This is a genomic window from Vibrio sp. Y58_MX_L22 (assembly GCF_024181865.1).
Taxonomy (GTDB): domain Bacteria; phylum Pseudomonadota; class Gammaproteobacteria; order Enterobacterales; family Vibrionaceae; genus Vibrio; species Vibrio alginolyticus.
In genome coordinates, this window is record NZ_JAMZAN010000001.1 from 865,206 (window position 1) to 887,231 (window position 22,026).

At 44.2% G+C, this 22,026-nt stretch carries 14 protein-coding genes; 7 read left to right on the top strand and 7 right to left on the bottom strand.

Annotation, left to right across the window (positions count from 1 at the left end; genetic code table 11):
* The first annotated feature begins 110 nt into the window (after positions 1-110).
* Positions 111-965 (top strand): co-chaperone YbbN, encoded by an 855-nt coding sequence (locus tag NL626_RS03750; protein ID WP_005388628.1) that lies wholly within the window; start codon positions 111-113, stop codon positions 963-965.
* A gap of 60 nt (positions 966-1,025) precedes the next feature.
* Here NL626_RS03750 and NL626_RS03755 read toward each other — a convergent pair whose 3' ends face one another.
* From NL626_RS03755 to bcsQ, 5 genes are read right to left on the bottom strand one after another with little or no spacing between them, the layout of a single operon-like run.
* Positions 1,026-4,790: a cellulose synthase subunit BcsC-related outer membrane protein gene (locus NL626_RS03755; protein ID WP_253657002.1), complete on the bottom strand. Its 3,765-nt coding sequence runs from the start codon at positions 4,788-4,790 to the stop codon at positions 1,026-1,028.
* On the bottom strand, positions 4,781-5,887 hold the full coding sequence (gene bcsZ, locus NL626_RS03760; protein ID WP_253657003.1) for a cellulose synthase complex periplasmic endoglucanase BcsZ: 1,107 nt from the start codon (positions 5,885-5,887) through the stop codon (positions 4,781-4,783). The genes NL626_RS03755 and bcsZ overlap by 10 nt, the downstream gene beginning before the upstream one ends.
* A complete protein-coding gene (bcsB, locus tag NL626_RS03765; RefSeq protein WP_253657004.1) occupies positions 5,887-8,172 on the bottom strand; it encodes a cellulose biosynthesis cyclic di-GMP-binding regulatory protein BcsB in 2,286 nt (761 codons plus the stop codon). Before bcsB ends, bcsZ begins: the two co-directional genes overlap by 1 nt.
* Complete coding sequence (gene bcsA, locus NL626_RS03770; protein WP_253657005.1) at positions 8,162-10,795, bottom strand: UDP-forming cellulose synthase catalytic subunit; 2,634 nt, start codon at positions 10,793-10,795, stop codon at positions 8,162-8,164. Before bcsA ends, bcsB begins: the two co-directional genes overlap by 11 nt.
* 3 nt (positions 10,796-10,798) lie before the next feature.
* Entirely contained in the window at positions 10,799-11,578 is a 780-nt protein-coding gene (gene bcsQ / locus NL626_RS03775) for a cellulose biosynthesis protein BcsQ (protein ID WP_253657006.1), read from the bottom strand.
* A 673-nt stretch (positions 11,579-12,251) separates the two neighbouring features.
* On the opposite strand from bcsQ, the gene bcsE reads away from it, so the two are divergent.
* The 6 genes from bcsE to NL626_RS03805 all read left to right on the top strand — a co-directional run bounded on the left by bcsE (position 12,252) and on the right by NL626_RS03805 (position 17,969).
* The gene (gene bcsE, locus NL626_RS03780) at positions 12,252-13,835 is read left to right on the top strand and encodes a cellulose biosynthesis protein BcsE (protein WP_253657007.1); all 1,584 of its coding nucleotides are present in this window, start codon (positions 12,252-12,254) and stop codon (positions 13,833-13,835) included.
* Positions 13,832-14,008 carry a hypothetical protein gene (locus NL626_RS03785; RefSeq protein WP_191116321.1) on the top strand — a complete coding sequence of 59 codons (177 nt, stop codon included), beginning with the start codon at positions 13,832-13,834 and terminating at the stop codon, positions 14,006-14,008. Before bcsE ends, NL626_RS03785 begins: the two co-directional genes overlap by 4 nt.
* Positions 14,008-15,633, top strand: a complete 1,626-nt coding sequence (gene bcsG, locus NL626_RS03790; RefSeq protein WP_253657008.1) for a cellulose biosynthesis protein BcsG — start codon at positions 14,008-14,010, stop codon at positions 15,631-15,633. Before NL626_RS03785 ends, bcsG begins: the two co-directional genes overlap by 1 nt.
* Positions 15,634-15,786: 153 nt before the next feature.
* A complete protein-coding gene (locus tag NL626_RS03795; RefSeq protein ID WP_047102903.1) occupies positions 15,787-16,704 on the top strand; it encodes an SPFH domain-containing protein in 918 nt (305 codons plus the stop codon).
* Between the two features lie 3 nt (positions 16,705-16,707).
* Positions 16,708-17,169, top strand: coding sequence for an NfeD family protein (locus tag NL626_RS03800; RefSeq protein ID WP_253657009.1), 462 nt, complete (start codon positions 16,708-16,710; stop codon positions 17,167-17,169).
* A 617-nt stretch (positions 17,170-17,786) separates the two neighbouring features.
* Positions 17,787-17,969 carry a hypothetical protein gene (locus NL626_RS03805; protein WP_021707681.1) on the top strand — a complete coding sequence of 61 codons (183 nt, stop codon included), beginning with the start codon at positions 17,787-17,789 and terminating at the stop codon, positions 17,967-17,969.
* A 40-nt stretch (positions 17,970-18,009) separates the two neighbouring features.
* Here the strand turns inward: NL626_RS03805 and NL626_RS03810 are convergent, their stop codons facing one another.
* Positions 18,010-19,419 carry a porin gene (locus NL626_RS03810; RefSeq protein ID WP_154204773.1) on the bottom strand — a complete coding sequence of 470 codons (1,410 nt, stop codon included), beginning with the start codon at positions 19,417-19,419 and terminating at the stop codon, positions 18,010-18,012.
* Positions 19,420-19,929: 510 nt separating this feature from the next.
* Entirely contained in the window at positions 19,930-21,942 is a 2,013-nt protein-coding gene (ligA, locus tag NL626_RS03815) for an NAD-dependent DNA ligase LigA (RefSeq protein ID WP_213893627.1), read from the bottom strand.
* Positions 21,943-22,026 lie beyond the last annotated feature (84 nt).

Here is a 22,026-nt window from a genome sequence, read left to right on the forward strand (position 1 = left end):
GTTTTCTCAAAATAGAATGATTCATTATTGATGGTGAATGTCGCTTGAATTTCACCTAAATCAACTCCATATCTAATATCAACGACAAGACACAAGGCAAGGATACTCTGATGCAATCCCCATTTATCGTTGAGATAACAGAACAGAACTTTCGCGAAACGCTTGAAGGATCAATGAACACGCCCGTTTTGATCCACTTTTGGGCCAACGCTCAGCCAGAAAGCGCACAGATACTCCCTGAGTTGCAATCTCTTGCTCAACAGTACAACGGTGCATTTACGCTTGCTCTACTAAATTGTGAAGATCAGCCCGCTTTAGCGTCTCAATTTGGCGTGCAAGTATTGCCAACTATCGCGCTGTTTATAAATGGTCAAGCCGTCGATGGTCTGGGAGGCCCCCAACCAATTGATGCCATTGCTACCATGCTACAAAAGCATTTGCCAAGCCCAGATGAACAACTATTAAAACAAGTCAGTGAACTTCTTCAGCAAGGTGAGCATGCTCAGGCTTTGAGCATCATCCACACTTTGCCGCCAGAGCTGCAAGAGCGTGGAGATGTGAAACTCGCGATGGCTGATTGTTTGCTAGAAACCAAACAATTTGATATTGCCCAAGAACTACTGAACGCTATCCCTCTCGAGTATCAAGATAACTACTACAAGAGCCTAATAGCCAAGCTCGAGCTGCATTTGCAGGCTGCAGATAGCCCTGAGTTACAGCGACTAGAACAAGCATACGCAGCAGACATGGCAAACTTCGAACTCGCTTGTGAATTGGCGGTACAATACAACCAAGTTGGTCGGGATGAAGAAGCGTTGGAACTGCTGTGGAATATTCTTAAAAAAGACTTGGGCGCCCAAGACGGTGACGTGAAGAAGACTTTTATGGATATTCTCAGTGCGCTAGGTCAAGGTAACGCATTAGCAAGCAAATATCGTCGCCAGCTTTACTCAATTTTGTACTAAGCGCCGCATTCTTCTAGGAATAAGACAATAAAGGCCGGGATTTCCGGCCTTTGCTTTTTGTTAGAAGTCGCTATACAACGTTGGTGCTGCTGGCGGATACTTTATTGGTTGCCAACGATCATTAAAGGTGTACTTGGCATAAAGCATGAAATGGTTTGGTGTATAAAACTCAGAACGTTGTACATCGACTAACGCACCAAGATACCAACGTTTGCTGACTCGCTTTTCCACCGCCGCTTGCAACGACGTACCAAAACCACCACCTTTGTCTGACTCCGCTACTGTCGATAAGTATGGCGCGTCTTCCTTAGTCCAAGAGTTAGAGACGGATGCACTCAATTGATATGACCAAGAACTGTTGTATCGGCCATAAAAGTTGATAGGTAAAGACACCGAGAAGTAACTTTGCGGGCTGTAGTAGCCACCGTGACCTAGCGTGTACTCACCCAGATTTTTGTCGTAATCAAGGTACATTAAGTTCGTACCTATACTTAAACGCTGGTCATCCGTTGCAATTAACTTGTAGTACGCTCCACCTAGCACGCCTAAACGAGTGTTGTCCTCAACCTTTTCACCAGTCAAAACATGATACTGCAAGCTACTCCAAAAACCGTAAGGGCCACCAATGTCCCAACTTGAGCTCAACTTCACACCAGTACGAGCAACTCCGCCCCATTTAGTCCCTTGAGGGTCAGTCGTGCCGCTAGGGACAGACATTCCAGCATAAGAAAGCGCGCTACTGGTCTCTGGGCGACGCGAAGCTTCTGCCGTCCAACCGAACTCACCCAGGTCCCCATTGATGCGCACACCACCAACCCATGTGGTATGGTCGAAACCAATTGGTGTCGTGCCGATATCGACCAACCAATCTTCAGCCTGCCAGCCCACTCCAAATGCCATACCTGATGCGTCATTTTGGAACGAAGTGCTGTCAGAATCGGTGGTTTTTTCATAATAGTCCAACTGACCTGAATCGATAGAAACATAATCGGCTTTTAGCAACAGGTGCCCATCCCAGCTCTCTATCGGGATTCGGGCTTCTATGGGCACTTGATTCGAAGTATTACGGCCATCTCGTGCACTGTAATCCCAGCCAATCATGACATGCCCATCACTCCGATCATGCAGTTTATCGATGTCCGATTTGACGTTACGAGTCAACCAGTACTCGTCAGCAGTATCATATAGCTCGCGTAAGCTTAGGGGTTCTTTTTTCGCCTCTTCAGGTTCACGATTTTTATCCATTCGGTCACGATTTAAGGCTTGATAGGCGCGTGTTTCAGCTAACGCCCACTGTTGATTTTCCATTGCTATAGACATGCTATTGCGAAATGCTAATGCGTCAGCATCAGGCATCGCATCCAACAACTGATTTAGCGCATTAGCGTCATTTCGATAGCCTTGTTGATTAAACACCGCGGCCACTGTCATCAACTGTGCCGCAGTTAAGCTATCGCGCTTTTTATTCAAAATGAGGTGCATGTCGTGATACGTCGCTTCATCTCCAGTCAAAGCACTGGCTTGCAACATGCCAATTTCTGCTTGAGTTTTAAATGGCTCAGGCTTTAAAGAAACTTGTTCATACAAATCCAACGCAAGCTTAGGCTGTTGATTAACCAGCATCAGATCCGCTTGACTCAACAGTCGACGGGTTTTGAGTTCATCAAGCTGTAATGCTTCCGAAGCACTTAAATCTTGTGTTGCGGAATTTAATGCTAAGTCCGCGTACCAACGATCAAAATCTTCAAAGTGATTCAAGCTTACCATCATGCTGCCGTAAGCCAGTTTGTCATCGGTTGACCAATCTTCTGAAAGCGAAATGTTTTGGAAAATCCTCTCAGCTTCCTTAACTTCATCAATGTCTAACCACGCACTCACTAGACGAGCGAGCGGTTGAATTTGACCTTGATAATCCGACTCTAGCGCACGTAATGTCGCCATTACTGATTCGGGAGAAGCTAAGTAACGCGTTTGAATGTCTCTCAACTGAGCATCAAGCTTCAAGCGGGTTAAATTGCGCTGCATTGCGTCTGTCATGTCATGTTGTGCGATACTCTCTAGCTCAGCGATGGCCTCATTCACGTTGAAGTCCTGCGCGAGATAAAGCGCGTAAGCAAATTTCATTTCAGGGTCATTACTAGATGTAGCCCAATCGGACATCAGCGTATCCGCGCGTACTTTGTCGCCCATTGAATGAACCACGTCAGCAATATCAAGCCTTAACCATGGGGAGGTTGGCTGTAGCGCAATCAATTCCTCTACGGACGCTTTCATCGTTGCCTGATCATTTTGAGCGATTGCGATCCGCAGACGAGTCACAATAACTTCCGACTTGATGCTCGCTATTTTTTCAGCGACCACTTTCTGCTGTGGGGCTGAGTAACTGCGCGCGAGTGCTTCCGCGCCAGACCAATCTTGCTGCTGAATACGAACATCTAAGCGACCACGCAATGCAGAGCTATTGCTGCTATCCAGTTGCAAAGCTTGTTTGAAAACCTTCTCTGCCGCGGCATAATTTTCTTGTACCAGATACAAAGAGCCTAATGATGAATAAGCATAAGGTTGGGATTTATCTACTTGAATCGCTTTTTGATAAGCGCTTTCTGCTTGCTTAAACTGGCCTTTTTCGACCAAGGCATCACCTTGATCAAGATACGCCCAATATTGAGAAGTCTCGATTAGCGCTGCCCATTTTGAGGCCGAGTCAGGATTATGATCTAAGTGCTGAGCCTGTTTAAAGTATCCGAGCGCTTTTTGTTGCTGCCCTCTACGTAGATAAACCTTACCCATAGCACCAAGCAATTCAGGATCTTGCGGACGAGTCGTCAACGCATAACGCAGCTGAGCTTCTGCTTGGTCGGTTTTATCTTCCTCGAGCAACGCTAACCCTTTGAGCTTGGCGAGATAAGTGGGGTCTTTGCGTAGTTCCTTTTCCTTTTTCCAGCGATCTTTCGCGCTTTGATTCGCTCTTTGTATCTCCATGTCAGACGGGTAGTAGCTAGCTAAGATGGCATATTGCTGAACAACTTGATCTGAAATAGGCAATTGATCCAATGCACGCAACCACGACGTTGCCGCATTTGTTCCAACCGAAGGAGCAAGCGCTAACTTTTTATAGGTATCGAGAATCCATGGATCGGCAGGATTATCTTTGCGAATGTGGTTGGCTAACGCGAGTTGAAAAGACGGAACACTAGGATAATTTGCATTTAAACGTTCCAGTCCCTGTTTTACCGAGCTCCAACTGCCTGGCAAATTACTTTGCAACTGTAGGAATTCCAGTTGTAACGCTGGTGATGGCATTCCATTTGGGAAAAGGGCTTTGTAAGCTTGAATCGCTTCATCGTAACGACCAGATTTTGCAAGCAACTGAGCGCGCTGATAATCCGCTCTTTTCTCTCCCTGAATGGCCATAATCGATGACAAGTTTTTCGCTTGAGGCGAATGAGGCGCCTGTCTGATTAAGCGCTCAAATACCGGTTTTGCTAATTCTGGCTGCTTACGTTTCAGATACATATTCGCTTGATAGAAAAGCCCCGTTGGATTGCTTTCTTCAATCGCGAACAGCCTCTCCAGAGTACTCTCGACAATATCATCTCGGCCAATCGCGTCCGCCAGTTTTAGCTGCTCAACCAACCACTCAACCGAGTCAACTCGTGCTAATGATGTGGAAAATTGAACCAGCTCGATAGGCTTGTAGACCTGTGCGAGCTGCGACTTTGTCAGAGGTTTTGAACTAAAGCTTTCTGCATGCACAGTGCCGACGCCACCAGTCGCCAAAGCAACCAGTGGAATCCACCATAACGCGCGTCCTGTTACTGACATCTCTCGCTCCATGCAGGAAGCAATTCACCTTGCACACCAAAACGGTAACGTTCTTCATGCCAACCAAGCCCAAATAGACTTAATACGTTGTCGTAATAATGATCGTTTTTGTCCACCACAAGTTCATTTTGAGCACGACGAAACTGCGTCTCCAACAGCGTAGATTCACCAGAAGCCGCGAGTAAAGGAAGAGCCGCAGCAGAAAAACCTGCGCTTCCTGCTTGGGTATATTTACCCGTTTCAGTATTTACTTCTCTCGCTGGCGCACCAAGGGCTTTGGTTGCCGCGACAAACGGCTGCATTTTTTGTACTAATACTGCTTTTTCTGAAACTTGGTCATTTAGCATACCCGCCCAAAGATAAGTGCGGATCGCGTTGTAACTGCCCATCGGCCCTGTAACCACATCTGAGCTATAACGACCATTTCTCAATGCTGCCCAGTCTGGGCTAAAGCCAGCTGGCATCGTTTTCTCTAGCATGTGAACACTTGCCTTGTACATTGAATCCCAGTTGTATTGCGGGTACAGCGACTGCATACGAGCAATCAGTTGTAACGGAACATAACTCGGATTCACACGGTGCTGGCCGTCGGCATCAAAGCCCGTTGGAGCTGGCAACAATACCGTTCCAACTCCCGCTATGTTGACGGTTTCTTCACGTAAAATACGACTCGCGATCAGATGTCCAAGGGTCTGATAGTAGTAGTTATTCCACAATCTCCCCGCCTCAACAAGGGAGTAAGCTATCCACAAATCAGAATCTGACGCTGGGTTAGAATCCAACACTCCGAACTGACCATTTTCTTTTCTTCCCCACAACCAAGCGGGAAGCCTTGCCGTCAAGTCCCCACCAGCTAAATGTGATTGAGTCCATTTTAAAACCTGATCGAAGGTTTTAGGGTCATTGGCAACCAAGGCAAAAAACAATGCGTAAGATTGGCCTTCCGAGGTTGTAATCATACGCTCGTCACTGCCATCAACGACTCGGCCTTGCTCCATGTATACCGACTTAAATGTTTCCCATTGTGGCCACTCGCAGGTGTTAGCCCACAAGTAAGGAGACACGAACAACATAAGGAATGAGATGAGTTTTTTCATTATTCCTCTTCCTCAGTTTTTTCTAAACGTCTAGACGCGACTTGACGTAATACGCGCCAAAGCACAATGGTTACAATCACCACTAGCAAGGCGGCAAAGCACGCAACGATGACTGGGTGATTAGAGAAGTGATACCAAACGAGCTGCCACACAGGAAGCTTACCAACATAGTAGTGCGAACCCACGTTGTAGCTTGCTACTTCGTTATTTCTCAACGTCACTACCGAGCCAAACATGTGCTCCACTTTACCGGAGTCAGCCAACGCGCGATCAACCGACGCAAAATCTGACGGGTGAGCCGCCATAATAGAAATGACGCTGCGTTTTTTCGTAAATGGCGATTCTGCACCATAAATAGCAGCAAAAGAGCCTTCTGCCTCAACAGAAACATAATCTGCGGCGGCTTGACGAGCATCACTTGGACTCATCCAGTTCATTCCTAGCTGCTTTTCATTTTTGCTTGGCAGGCGAATTTGTCTCTGACCTTCTTTAACCACTAAGTTAACTTGGTCAGGGTTATTAGCGGCTTCTTCTAGTGCATCCACAACACCAATCGTCAGGATGTCTTTATTTTTTAGTTGCTCAGCATTCCATTTATCTGTCAAAAGCACCTGAATACCTGGGTACCCAGAATCACTTCCTAACGAGCCCATGACGTTTAAGAAGGTCTGCAACACTTCTTTTGGAGCTCTCTCTGGAACAACAATCGCAGTTTCTGACAAATCGGCCATGCGCGTGTAAGGGAAGCCAGAAGTAGCAAAAGCGCGCATATTTGGCATTTCGATGTAGTGAGGGAAACCACTAAAATCCACCGTAGAGTCACCATCAATGACCGCGTATTGCTTACTTGGTTGCGTCACCTGACATTGCCCATCAGTCACCGACGCAAAGCCAAACTCAAACTCGATTTGGTTTTTACTGCCAACTTTAAAGGCCGGAATACGAACAAGCGCATCACCACTCAGAATACTGTCATCTAACAGAGGAACACGCACACGGTTAGACTCACCACCTTGGCCTTTTGTGGTTAAGTTAAACGCCTCAATGAACTGGTCATTGATGCTCAAAGTCAGGCGAGAACCAGAATGATCCGCAGCAGGTGGCGAATACCTATAGTTAAGATCCATCGATATACCACGGCTCTGCCAAGTAAAGAGATCGGGTGGTAAGCGCAAACTCACATTGATTGGAGGAGGCGTTCGGCCTTCCACTTGCAACATGCTTTTTTGTTCGACTAATTCAGATAATGCAACGGGACGAGCCGTACTCACCCAGTTTGGCGCATCGTACGGGACTCGTGGTTTGATTTGTTTGACTTCATTAATCTTCGCGATTGGCCCAGTAAGAAGTTGGTTTCCCAACGCCAAACCTTGCACCGCAACGTTAAGATCCTTACTGTCACGGCCTATCACTAGAAGAAGCTTCACGTACGGGTCAGTTGGGTGAGTGATGACTTGAAGACGAGGCCCATCCGTGTCTGGAAAATCTCTCAGAAACTCAGGTTTGTTGTCATTGGTAACAAAGACAATGGCGTTGCGCTTAGGTAACGTGTCGACACTAAAAGGGAATTGAGCGCCACGCCAACCCGCAAGAGCACCAAAGTAAGAGCTCAAGACACCGGCAGCTTTGACATCATCCAGATCGTATTTGCCGCCCATAACGACAGGCAGATTTAACTGGCTGAAATCACGGACATCAAAAAACGGCGCTGGCAACAAGCTCAAGTCACTTTCCAACATTGTCTTTTGGGCGAACATTTCAATTCGACTGCTTTGGCTGATCTCAGCCCAAATGCTCGAGTCATTTGGATTGGCACACTCTTTCTGAGTATTCCCAATCAACTCAAAGCGAATTTGGTTGTAGTTACTGAAGTAACGAGTATCCAGCGGCATCGATAAGCTCAATTTTTTACCTTGCTGACCATCGACGATTGACGCCACTCCCATAAGCTCGTTGTTCAAATACACTTTGACGTGAGAAACCAAAGAGAGCAACGCTGGTGAAGGTGTGATGTCAAAGTACAACGTGGCATTAGACACCACCTCATCAAGTCGCGAACCGAAACCAATATAAGCACTGGCCTCACTACCTTGAATAGCAATTGAACCACTGTAACCCAATTGACTAAATGGAATGACACGCTTAAATACGGTCGAATTTTCAGCATCTTGCTGTGCCAAAGGCGTTGGTTGTTGCTGACTTACTTCTTGTGCCGCGAGACTGCCCGACATACACATGAGAGTGATAGCCGTCGTCAACGCTGTTAGTTTTTTATTATTTAGCATGACTTGAGGTCCTGATTGGGACATAACGAGGTCTTAGTGACCAAATAAATTCGATACAAAATAAAAGTGCATCCACACTGGCCTGAACAAATTTAGGGCAATGTTGCAACAAGCGTTTGTATCCATTAAAGCCGACTTGCAGTACAGCCTGCATACTCGAGAGAGGCTTATCTGATTGATAGCCTTGTTGCCATTTCGCCCACGTATCTGCACGTGCAAATGTACATTGGACGTATTGGATTTGTTGTTGATGAGACAATTCGTTGAGTTGTAAACCAAATATCCCCTTATGAGCATAGGCAACCGTCATCGGGAACACGAACTCTTGACCACCGCGATTGAGGATCACTTCTAAGGTTTGGCCAAGTAGGTACGCACAGGTTGGTTCATCGACTCCGTCTATTTCAATGCGCACGCCACCCAAAGAGAAATCCTTCATCTGCGCTTGAATCAAGTGTCCTGAGTGAAGCCTTACCGCGACAGGAATCGCCACCTCTACTCGGTGATCTTTTCGCACTTGCTTGGCTTCTACCGCAACGGCGACAGCAGCACCTAAAATCAACAAGTTGTACATCGTCCAAACGAGATTCACGATAACCGTACCGATTTCGTCTTGAGGCCCCCACCCCATTCGGTAAATCCCTACAGCGAAGCCCAGAATGTTGAGTGCAACCAAAACCAAATATGGTCGGGAGATCACCCAATCGTAGTGAGACTTTTCAACTAAACCGCCTTTTGCCGTTACGTTGAATGTCCCTTTATGAGGCGCAAACAAAGCCACCGTTGTTGGCCTTGCGATATACCAAGCAAGCACGGTTTCGTATACCTCACCCCAAAACGAATAACGGTAGTCACCCTGCATACGAGAGTTGGTCATGCTGGCGTGAATCATGTGGGGTAATACGTACAAAATGATCGCCAGCGCTGGTGCATAAATCACGTAGGAATGCAGCAACAAATAAGCCAAGGGTGCGATCAGGAATACAATCCTCGGGATACCAGATAGAAAGTGCAGCATGGCATTGACGTAACAAAGCCGTTGAGAGAGCTTAAGCCCCTTTCCAGTCAATGGATTATCTACCCTAAATATCTGCGCCATCCCGCGAGCCCAACGAATGCGTTGCCCAACATGTGCAGACAATGTTTCTGTCGCCAAACCAGCAGAAATCGGCTGCTTAAGATATGCAGAACGATAGCCTAAACGGTGCATGCGCAGAGACGTGTGCGCATCTTCCGTCACGGTTTCGACTGCAATACCACCGACTTCCTCTAAAGGCTCTCGACGTAAAATAGCGCACGAGCCACAGAAAAAAGTCGCATCCCATAAGTCGTTACCATCTTGAATCAGGCCGTAAAACAAGTTGCCTTCGTTTGGCACGTTACGAAAGTTCGATAAGTTACGCTCAAAAGGATCCGGTGAGAAAAAATGGTGCGGCGTCTGAATAAGCGCCAACTTTGGATCTTTCAGGAACATCCCCATTGTGAGCTGAAAAAATGCTCGTGTAGGAATATGGTCACAGTCAAAAATCGCAACAAACTCACCGCTGGTCTGCTTCAACGCATAGTTAATGTTACCGGCTTTCGCATGTTCATTCGTTGGGCGGCGGATGTAGTTCACCCCTACACTTTTGGCGAAATCTCGGAAGCTATCACGCTTGCCGTCATCCAGAATGTGGATGTTGAGTTTGTCTTTCGGCCAATCGACACCTAACGAGGCATAAACCGTCGCTTTCACAACATCGAGATCTTCGTTGTAAGTAGGGATCATCAAGTCAATGGTTGGCCAAGTTGACTGATCCGGTGGCATCGATACAGGTTTGCGATTCAATGGCCAGATATTTTGGAAATAGCCAAGCATCAACACAATCCAAGAATACGTCTCAGCTAGAAGTAAAACGCCCCCTAGAAACAAAGCAACAGGATCGTCCCAGTTCAGGGTAGACGAATAACGCCACCACAAGTATCGACATGAGGCCGTAACCGACAAGATGATCAAAAGCATGGTAGGAAAACGACCCGGCATGCGACGAACCATCATCGCTAATGCCCAGAGTAACAACACAAAGACAGTCTGAGCCTGATAACCAAATGGCACCGTAAAACACAGCAAAGCGATTAACACCACGAAAAACAGCAAGGTGTAGTTCAACGCCATCGCTGACTTACTTGCTTTAATACGCTCTCGAACTTGTGGATCTTTGATGTTGTTCGCTGTCTGTTCTAACCAGCGGACGCTTTTTGCAACCAATTCAAATGGCAAGTAGAACGCATTGCGAATTTGTTCGGCTAAAGTCATCGCTAAGCTGCTGGTTTTTTTGGACCATGCTGTATTTACGTTTTGCTTGAAGCAAAGCAACCACACGCTTTGGATAATAAAACGTACAGGATCAAACCATCTTGGCGCAGCAAAATTAACGTTTGGATAGTAAACCAAAGGCAGTTTCCATGAGGGAACACCCGAAATAACTGGCTTTAAAAATACAAAACTCAATGAAAACCAAAAAGACAAAGCACACTCACCAACCCAGTTTGTTTTGCAATTCCAGGCTTGCTCGTAAGCGTTCTTCTGCAGTCTGAATTGGTCCACTACCCAACGTTGGAAAATCAGATTAAGACTTCGCATAAATTAGCTTTGGTCCTGAGCGCTTGATAACGCTGATACACACCAAAAAGCAAAAGACTGAAAATCTTTTGCGGCTTGGCTCGATGGCGAATAGTGTTGAACGGTCGTCAGGTTTGCCACACATTCAAGCAATGCCGTATCTCGATGAATCGAAACAGGAATCAAGGATTCGCTAAGTTCCTTTTTCAGCACCAACATGAAATCACGACCAATTTCGGTTTCTGGCTGATACTTATTCACCAAAAAACGTAATTTGTCAGAGCGAAGCAATCTCGATAGCTCTTCATGTTGTAGCCAAGATTGAAGAGTGAGATAACTCAGGGCGTCTGCCGTTACCACCACCACAATCATATCCATTGAGTCGACAAAAGATCGCACTTCAGGATCAGTAAGCTCTGCTAAGTCGGCGTGAAAAAGCAGCCACTGCTCACCACGGTTTTCGCTCACTTGCAACGTCATTTCACCTAGCATTGACAGGTAGTGAGAACGCTCGTTAAAAAACGCTTTTAACTGCTCAGAATTCAGATGGCCAAACGGTAAAAAAAGTGCACCTTGTGGGCTTTCATAACCAGCCTGGATCCAAGGTTTATCTGAAAGAAGTTGTTTCGCCCAGCCATCTTTCTCTTCCTGCGGCAAGCCAAGATGAGTTTGCAGTAAACTGTTAGGCACCACCTCAATGGCCAGTACCTGTTTGTTTATCTTAACTAATGCTTGTGCCAAGTTCGCAGCGACGGTCGTTGAGCCACAACCACCTTTTAAACTAACAAAAAGAAGGCGTTTCATATCGCTTCAGTCTCTAAACCTGTCTGCTTAATACGCACTTGAAACAGAGCATTACGAGCACCATTGGCTTGAAAGACCAACCACTTATTTTTAGCTTGCACGTAAGACTCGTTTTCTGTTGTTTCAATATACTTATGTTGAGTTAAGTTATAAGAAGAGTAGATCGAATTAATATCTTTTGCAGACTCAGTCACAACATTTTTTCACAATATAACGGTGTTTAAACTGCGGTAATGGCAATCCCGCCAATTACTCTTTGCAGTATAAATTCCATTGTTAAGAAATTGACGCATCGCACTATGCGTCTCATATTTACAGAATGCTAATGAATGTGAACAGGGCTGTTTATTAGTTCACATAATTAATAAATCCCTAAATGATGTTTGACTTCAGAAACAGGGGTTATGAAGGTGAATTGTAATTATCCATTTACGACATATAAGTGAAATAAATAATTTACAGCAAAATCATAGGCTTGAAAATTATTGAATTTAAACTTATAAACATCATATGAAGCAATGCTATAACTATTTTAATTTTTGATCAATTTCGTTTAATATCTTGGCGTCATTTTCTTGTCGCCAAGAAAAGTTAACATTGTAACGATTAGCATACAGCGGATTGTAAGCCACAACGCACAATGACAGTAAACTATTGAATATAAGGCCTTTTGATGTCAGCAATCTCCGGGTTATCCGCTATTACTTCTGAAAAAGAGATAAGTTCTGTTTATGTAAACTTGTTTACACATAAGCAAATGGTCATTGATTATTTGTTCAGTACGCTACCAGAAAATAACAACACTTCACTTACAAGCTTTACAGACAAGGAAACTTTTTTGTCTGCATTGAATGATGAAGCCTTATGCAAATTCAATGAGTTATCCACACTCCATATTGAACAGTGTTTCTTTCTTAGCAACAAATTCACAAATAAAGCGCCGAACGCTATAAATCTTGTGAAAGACATTCGCCAAACAAATATAAAGAAACTCTCCACATATATATTAGTAGTTCCAGATTCACTACTATCATCAAGTGATGATTATTTTGTAAGTATTTTCCTACGAAACTTAAATGAACTAGCAAATAATAAAAAACTCACTATTAATGTTTGTATATATGGGCATCTGACGACTTCAGTATTAAAGCCCATTCTTATTTCTCATAATAGATACATCGCTGGTTTGGCGACCATGACATCATTAGATGATGCTCGCTACTGCTATCTTGTGGATTTTTGGTCCAATAAACACGGTGTAATTTCCCAAGACGAATACCTTCTCTCTAACACTAAAGATAAGAAGCTAAAAGCAACGTCTTACGAAACGCATCAGCCTCGTGCCATACAGGAAGACAAATCGGATAGTGATAGAATATATATCAGCAGAGGAGCCTTCAGAGAAAGCGAGAAAGCCCCAAAAGGGATGAGTATGGCTGAGAGTAATCAAGAGCTCATAGCGATGTTAAACAACCCTCGCTCTTCAACTATTGTTTTCAGCTGTGATAACCAAAGCGAAGTTCAACAGATCGCGTTAGATTGCTACCGTTTAAGGTCCGCGTATGGCCGTCAGCTAAAGATTATTGTCAGGGAGACCCAACAATGTCTGAGATATGCAGATGAAAAGTTCTTACTTCGCTCGGGGGCAAACTTCATTTCTCACGCGCAAATCCCCCCAATGCGCTTTATGACTCAGGTTGAAGCAATTCAAGGCCAGATGCTTACGCGTCCAATTCCTGACAGTTTAGAGGCGCTCTTAAAGTATGACCTTAAGTTTGGTAGCAAAGGCTACTTACAAAACCAGGACTTTAGCCAATACTGTATTGACGTCATTTCCCACTCAACACACTCAAATGTGAACTTTGCGCTTATCAAGCTGAACTTATTACCAGGCATGACGGCAGAGGAATGTTTACGTCTTTGCCATATTCGAAGAGATGGCGACGTTGTGACAGCCTGCAACAAAGCTCTGTATGTCTTGTTCAGTGCTATTCGACATAGCGATATTGACATTGCACTCAACAATATATTTGAGTTCCCAGTGAGAGACTTATTTCACTCAACTCACACGTTTGATACTCAATTAGATATCGAAACAGAGTTAAAATTCATCGTTCAAGATGAAGCCGTCATATCCGACGACGTTTCAGCTCTGGCGACAGAGAGGAAAATATTCCATAACGCCATTAATTCTATGGTTGATGTTCCTCCTTTGTTTGCTGTGAAAAAAACCATTGAGCTCAAGGAACGTTCATGAATATTAACGATTTTTTACTGACCGTGAGTATCAGTTCAGGTATTGGCCTACTCCTAGGATACTTTCTACGTGACCTAGTAAACGCTACCCGACGCTTTTACCACAAACACTTAAAACGCTCGCGCTATTTTGAGCTAGATACATCAGCCACTAACACCAAGAAGCTTAAGTAATGACATCGCATTCTCATGACTCTACCCCCCTCACTATAGGATTGGGCTGGTGGAACATTTACTTTATCGCAAAAACAGCGCTCTATTTTCAAGGAATCATCGATTTCCATCCAATGGAAAACTTTGCGCTGTTGATCTTAATCCTGCTTCCTATCTCGATGAAAAGCCTAAATGCGGTGCGCCATATCGTTTCATTTGTCGCCGCAGCGTGGCTCTTGCATTACGATTCTTACCTACCTCCTCTAAACCGTCTTTGGGCTCAAGCGGGACAGTTAATGCAGTTTGAATCGAGTTATCTGGTCGAGCTTTTGGGACGATTTTTATCATTCCAAGCAATACTCGGATTGCTCGCTTTGTGTGGTGCGTACTTTATTTTGAGCAAGTTTGTTAGGGTTTCGGTCTTTGTGGTTATTGCGATGGTCTATATAAGTATTCCTATGACGACTGAACCTCAGACAACAGTGGCTGCAGAAGTAGCCCAACAACAGCCAACAACCGAGGTTACTGCTAGCAAACAACCTCAAATAACGGAAATTAATGATGCCAGTCTCAACACGTTAACTGCAGATTTCTTTTCTAAAGAAGCTTCCCGACATGTGACATTCGATACCAACAGCGCAATGGATGCTCCTTTTGATTTGCTGTTCTTGAGTATTTGTTCGGTCGCGTGGGATGACATCGAAATTGCAGGACTGGCTGATCATCCTCTGTTCAAAGAGTTTGACATCATGTTCGACAATTTTAGCTCCGCTACGTCATACAGTGGGCCTGCTGTCATTCGTCTGCTACGAGCCAATTGTGGTCAACAAGAACACAGTCAACTGTTCCAGCCAGCACCATCAAAGCAGTGCTACTTGTTCGAAAGTTTGAAAGAACTAGGCTTCACAGAAAATTTACTGATGAACCACAATGGTGTCTTTGATAGCTTCCTTGAATTGATCAAAAAAGACGGCGACTTACAAGGGGCTCTTATGTCTCAAGAAGGCTTAACTCCTTACCAAAAATCTTTTGATGGCTCTTCGATCTTCCGCGATAAGCAAGTATTGGATAACTGGTGGCAGCAAAGACTTAACAGTAGTGACGACAAAGTCGTGGCACTCTACAACTCAATTTCACTACATGATGGCAACAGGATCATCAATGCGAACTCAAGCACATCTATTGCTAGCTACAAAATGCGCCTTAAGAATTTGCTTGATGACCTCCACGCGTTCTTTAAAACCTTAGAGTCCTCAAAACGCAACATCGTTGTCGCTTTGGTACCAGAACATGGTGGTGGTATGCGAGGAGACCGCATGCAAATTTCAGGTATGCGAGAAATTCCTGCACCGACAATCATTCATACACCGGTAGGAATTAAAATCTTCGGAGAAGGAATTCAGCGTCAGGGCAACACCGAACACGTAAGCGAGCCATCTAGCTATCTGGCATTGTCGCAGCTCGTTTCGAATATCCTGGATAAAAACATTTATCAAAGTAAGACGTTTAGCCCTTCAATATTGACAGAGAACCTACCAGAAACACGAATTGTCGCGCAGAACTCAGGCTCTACTGTGATTGAAGTACAAGGGAAGTATTATGTTTCTCTTGATGGTTCAAGTTGGATTGAATACCCCGCGAAATAGCGAGAATAAAACCATGCAATGACAAAGGCCGGTGTTTCCGGCCTTTGTCATATAAAAAACCAATAACCTCTCAAAGGTCTCAGAACTTCAATTGTCTATTGTCTATAAATAGGTAAAAATGGATCGAACATTATGCACTTAAGGGAATAACTCATGCCAATTGATTCACTGATCACCATCGGTATTTTCGTCGTTCTTGCTGTCGTTATCTTATCTTCAGCCATTAAAACGGTTCCGCAAGGAAACAACTGGACAGTTGAACGCTTCGGACGCTACACCCACACATTAAAGCCGGGTTTAAACTTGATCATTCCATTCGTTGATAAAGTTGGTCAAAAAGTAAATATGATGGAGCGCGTTCTCGATATTCCTGCGCAAGAGGTCATTTCAAAAGATAACGCTAACGTGGTTATTGACGCTGTCGGATTTGTTCAAGTGATCGATGCTGCCAAAGCGGCTTATGAAGTCAACGATTTGGAACATGCCATCAGAAATTTAACTCTCACCAATATCCGTACCGTTTTAGGCTCAATGGAGTTGGACGAAATGCTGAGTCAGCGTGACATGATCAACTCCAAGCTGCTGGCAATTGTTGACCAAGCAACAAACCCTTGGGGCGTAAAAGTCACACGAATTGAGATTAAAGATGTCCAGCCACCAGCCGATCTGACCGCTGCAATGAATGCGCAAATGAAAGCCGAGCGTAATAAGCGTGCGGAAATTCTTGAAGCAGAAGGGGTTCGCCAAGCTGAGATATTAAAGGCCGAAGGTCATAAACAATCAGAGATATTAAAAGCTGAAGGCGAAAAGCAGTCTGCTATTCTCCATGCAGAAGCACGTGAGCGTGCCGCGCAAGCAGAAGCAAAAGCGACTTACATGGTTTCCGAAGCCATTGCAAAAGGTGACATGCAAGCCGTCAATTACTTCATTGCACAGGGTTATACCGAAGCGATCAAGAGCATTGGTCAAGCCGAAAATGGTAAAATCATTATGCTTCCATTAGAAGCAACCGGACTAATGGGCTCGGTTGCAGGGATAGCAGAAATGTTTAAACAGCAAGGTAAAGAATAATTTATGGACTTTTTTAGTTTGCTGGAAGGTATCTCTTTCTGGCATTGGCTAGCGTTTGGCTTTGCTCTTTTAGCAGTTGAGCTACTTGGTACCGCAGGGTATTTTCTCTGGCTCGGGGTGTCTGCACTTATCGTTGGAGCAATCATGACCGTTTTGCCAATGAGCTGGCAATTACAATGGCTTTGCTTTGCAAGCTTCAGCTTAATCACCACCTGGCTTTGGTGGCGACGACAATGGTCTAAAGACAAGCAAGAAGACCAAGAAAGAGATCTGAACCAAAAGTACAAGCAGTTAATTGGGCGTACTCTTATCCTTGAAGAAGACTTTTCCGTCGGGCTCAATCGCATCAAGGTAGCCGATACCACATGGTCCGCACAATCGGATCAAGCACTTCCAGCCGGTATCCGCGTAAGAATCACCGATGTTGAAGGTATTATTTTAATCATTGAGCCTGATTCTAATTAATTTATGCCAAAGTAATGGGGCAAATCATGCTCCATTACTTTAATCTAAACAACTGCTTTCATTTCATTACCTTAATTAAAATCGAGAAAAAAATAAGTATTAGTAATATTATTAATACCCTACCTCCCATTTCCTATTATTTAATTATTCAACACACGACAATCAATAAGATAGAAATATATCAAGGTAAATTATCGATCTAAATTTATTTTAAAAAATAAAACTTTATTGAATTATTTTTTGATCTTTTTATCCTCGGATACATACTTAACGCATAAGCATTTAAGTTGAGTGCTTTTTATTTGGTAAGTAAGAGGATGTACTATGAATAAGCTTCTCTTTTTAATGTTGTGCGGTATTTTTTCTTTTTCTTCCTTTGCCTACAACAACGGAAACGGCGGTACAACTAATTTGGGACCTATAGTCGAATGTAAGATGCCAAGTGGCGACGTTACGAATATTCCAAGTGAAATGTGTCGATTTAGAGGTGGAGAATGGGAATAGTAAAGAAGTAAGAGCTTAGTTTGATATAAGAGCCCTATTCAACCTTGCCTTTCTGCGTAGTCACGGTTTATATCAGTACGTAGATATTTAAAGTTTATATTAAGGTGATTATTATGAGATTTTTATCTGGTCTATTAGTAATATCTTTTGCCATAATTCCGTTAACCACTCATGCTAATGGTGCATCCGGTGGTCGTACGTTAGGCCCAGAGATAAAGTGTGAGTTGCCAAACGGTAATGTACATATGTTGCCACCGTTATATTGCAAAATATACGACGGCCGAGAAGTGAAATAGAAAAGGAGCCTAGCGGCTCCTTTTATTATCTCATTAAGTATTAGTGGAAGCTGTAAGGGATAAGAACTTGTAGACGTAAGTCTGTTTCATCCGCATCGCCAGCACCTGCGTACTCATCACGTTCTAGGATTGTACCGTGTAAACGAATGGTAGAACCTTTAAGCGCGCCACTTTGTAGTGAGTAAGATACTGTTGCGTTAACTGCGTATTCGCTTTCGTAATCCCAGTCACCTGATGCTCCGCTTGCTGCAGAGTCAGCGCCAGTACCGTAACCAAAGCCTAGGTAGTAGTTCCAGCCGTTACCTTGGTTGTAAGATAGACGGTTGTACCATGCTAGCTCACCCGCTTTGTTCCAGTCAGATAGCGCGTCCCACCACTGAGACCAAGTACCATTGTTCATACCATATGTATGAATAGTACGAGGAACGAAGTCCGCACGGTTATCTGTGTCTGTGTAGCGCAACTCAGACATCCAAGCTAGCTTGCCGAAAGATTGATTCAAAGATAGACCAGTGTGGAAACCTAGACCATCGTATTTCACATCATCGTCAACACCGTAGAAATCAAATGCTAGAGTTGTACGGTCACTAACAGTGTACTTCAAGTAAGCCTTGTAAGAAGTGTTGTCAGTTTCGTTGTGGTAGCTAGTTACTTGACCTGCACCCCAGTCAACACCATTTGCATATTGAACGCCAGTAGCTTGACCCAAACCAAGTTGCATAAACAAGCTGTCAGTTAGGTTACCGTTTAGGCCTAGAGAGTGTAGGTAGCTCCATGAAGTGTCAGACCAAAGCGCTGGTGCGTAATCATCTTCGTGAAGCAGCCAAGGTGCTGTAAATTGGTCTGCGCCAAAGTAGCTTAGGTTGAAATCACCAAGTTTAGCGTTCAGTTCGAAACCACGGTAAGTACCAGGTACAAAGCTCCAAACGTTACCGATTGTACCGTTACCACCAGACTGTAACATACCGAAACGAGCATTAAAGTTTTCGTTTGCTTTGAATTTCAGCGCTGCTTTGTAAACTTTAAGCTGCTGACCATCACCTGCACCCCAGTCTAGGTTGTTACAAGTTGAGATTTCGTTACATAGGTAGCCTTCGTTTGAATTGTAAAGACTATCGTTGTAAAGATCGCCAGAGTAGTAAGCCGCAACATCTGCGCCCACCCAACCATCGTGGTAGCCAGAAGTGAAGTCTAAAATTGCGTTGTAAGAAGAGTAGTTTAGACGACTCCAACGGTCACCATTTTCACCGCCGGGCTTACCTGTTGTACGAGTTCGTGAACGAGTATCAACTATGAATAATGCATTTAGACTTGAGTCTTGCATAAATTCGTTCACTTTCTCTACGTACTCGCCACCTGCTGCACTTTCAGTAGACGCTGTAGCTGGAGCGACAGCAACAACACCAAACATTGCTGCGGTTAACGCTGAAACCTTAAAAAATTTGTCCATGGAAAAACTCCTAAAAATGGATATAGCTGTATTTTTCTATCTCACCTTTAGTTGGCCGCCGAAGGAGAGAAGTAAATTCCTGATCAAACCTCATTATTTCTAATTTGGCTTTTTTTAGTTCCTGCATACACACCGTGTATCCACGTGATTAAGACTAACTTCGCAGCTAAAAACATCCAAATGGAACTTATTTTTTTTCTAAAAAAATATGAGCCACTCCAAAGTTCCATATAACTTATTGATCCAGATCTTATTTTTAACAACACCAACACAACTCAACAAAATATCATTTAAAATCAAACATTTAAATTTAACCTGAAAGTATCAACTTGAAGTCACTCGCAGACTAAAAAAGCCAAAAAAACCAATAACCCAAGGTTCGATCTTGATCACTGAAAAGAACAAAGGCATCAATTACTCAATAAAAAAACACTTAATTATGAGCAAGAAAAAGCCCCGCATGCTTACCATACGGGGCTTTTAGTTATTTTTTAGCTTTTTTGAGAAGACTTAATTCATCAATTCGAGTAAGTCTTGTTCTGTTTTAATTTCGATACCCAGTTCTTGTGCCTTTGCGAGCTTCGAACCTGCATTTTCACCAGCAAACAAAATATCGGTTTTCTTAGAAACACTACCCGTCACTTTAGCCCCCAGTGCTTGGAGGGCTTCTTTGGCTTCTGTACGCCCCAGTTGAGAAAGTGTTCCCGTTAATACTACTGTTTTACCTTCTAATGGTAATTCCCCCACCTGCTCAGTAGTATTAATCTCTGGCCAATGAATTCCTTGTTCAAGCAAATCTTTAACCACCGCTTGGTTCTGTTCTTCACTAAAGAAAGTCGTAATATGTTGAGCAACCACAGCACCGATGTCTTGCACTTCAATCAACTGCTCTTCGGTAGCATTTTGGATCGCTCCCAACGTTTTAAAGTGCATTGCTAAGTTTGCTGCGGTTGCCTCGCCAACTTCACGGATCCCCAGTGAATACAAAAACCGAGGTAAAGTTGTTTCTTTGGATTTTTCTAACGCATTCACAATATTCTGCGCAGACTTTGGCCCCATGCGATCTAGTACGGTTAAAATCCCCGCTGATAACTTAAATAAGTCAGCAGGAGTTTTCACCATCTCACGATCAACAAGCTGCTCGATCACTTTATCGCCTAAACCGTCAACGTCTAACGCTTTACGAGAAACAAAGTGTTTTAGCGCTTGTTTGCGTTGGGCTTGGCAAACTAAGCCCCCCATACAACGTGTTACCGCTTCTCCTTCGATCCGCTCAACATGCGAACCACAAACAGGACACTGAGTTGGGAAAACAATATCTCGTGCTGTTTCTGGTCGACGCTCTTTGATGACAGATACGACTTGGGGAATAACATCGCCAGCACGGCGGATCACAACGTGATCACCAATCTTGACCTGCAGACGTTCTATCTCATCTGCGTTATGAAGCGTCGCATTACTTACCGTTACACCACCAACAAATACAGGCTCTAGTTTAGCAACAGGTGTAATCGCACCAGTGCGACCGACTTGGAACTCCACTTCATTCAGTGTCGTCATTTCTTCCTGAGCTGGGAATTTGTAGGCAATCGCCCAACGTGGAGCGCGAGCAACAAACCCCAGACGCTCTTGCACGGCAATATCGTCAATTTTAATAACGACACCATCGATCTCATAAGGGAGGGCATCACGACGCTGCAATATATCTTGGTAGTAAGCTTTTACATCCGCCAAGCTTTCAACTCGCTTAGTTTCCGGACACATTGGCAGCCCCCAAGATTTGATTTGCAAAAAGCGTTCGTAATGACTTGCTGCCAATTCTGCGCCTTGCACCACGCCTACACTGTATGCATAGAAGCTAAGCGGACGAGAAGCCGTAATACGTGAATCCAATTGTCGTAAGCTACCTGCCGCAGCGTTACGTGGATTGACAAAGATTTTCTCGCCTTTCTTCCTTGCTAATTCATTGAGCTTTTCAAACCCAGTTTTCGGCATAAAGACTTCACCACGAACTTCAAGACGATTTGGCCAGTCATTACCCCTGAGTTTTAAAGGAATGGCTTTAATCGTACGCACATTCTCTGTTATGTTTTCACCCGTAGTACCATCGCCTCGAGTGGCCGCCTGAACTAACACGCCATTCTCATATAACAAACTTACGGCGAGTCCATCCAATTTAGGCTCACAACAGTATTCTTTCACACTCTGGCTGCCCACGCGCTCTTGTGCGCGCTTGTGGAAACTATCAAGTTCACTATCATCAAACGCGTTATCAAGCGAAAGCATCGGTACTTCATGCGTCACTTGGCTAAACGCAGAAAGAGGTTGTCCACCGACACGTTGGCTTGGCGAGTCTACGGTTATTAAGTCAGGGTTCTCAGCTTCAATATCCAGTAACTCTCGCATTAAACGGTCGTACTCGGCATCAGGGATCTCTGGGTTATCTTCCACGTAGTAACGCACAGCGTGGTAATGCAACGACTCTTTTAGTTCTTCTAGTCGCTGAAGTACTGATTCAGACATAGTAAAGCCCCGTGTATTTTCAATCGGTGAGGTTGGGAAATCCAAGAAAAAGGGCTCCATCCGGAGCCCTATTATTATTTGCTG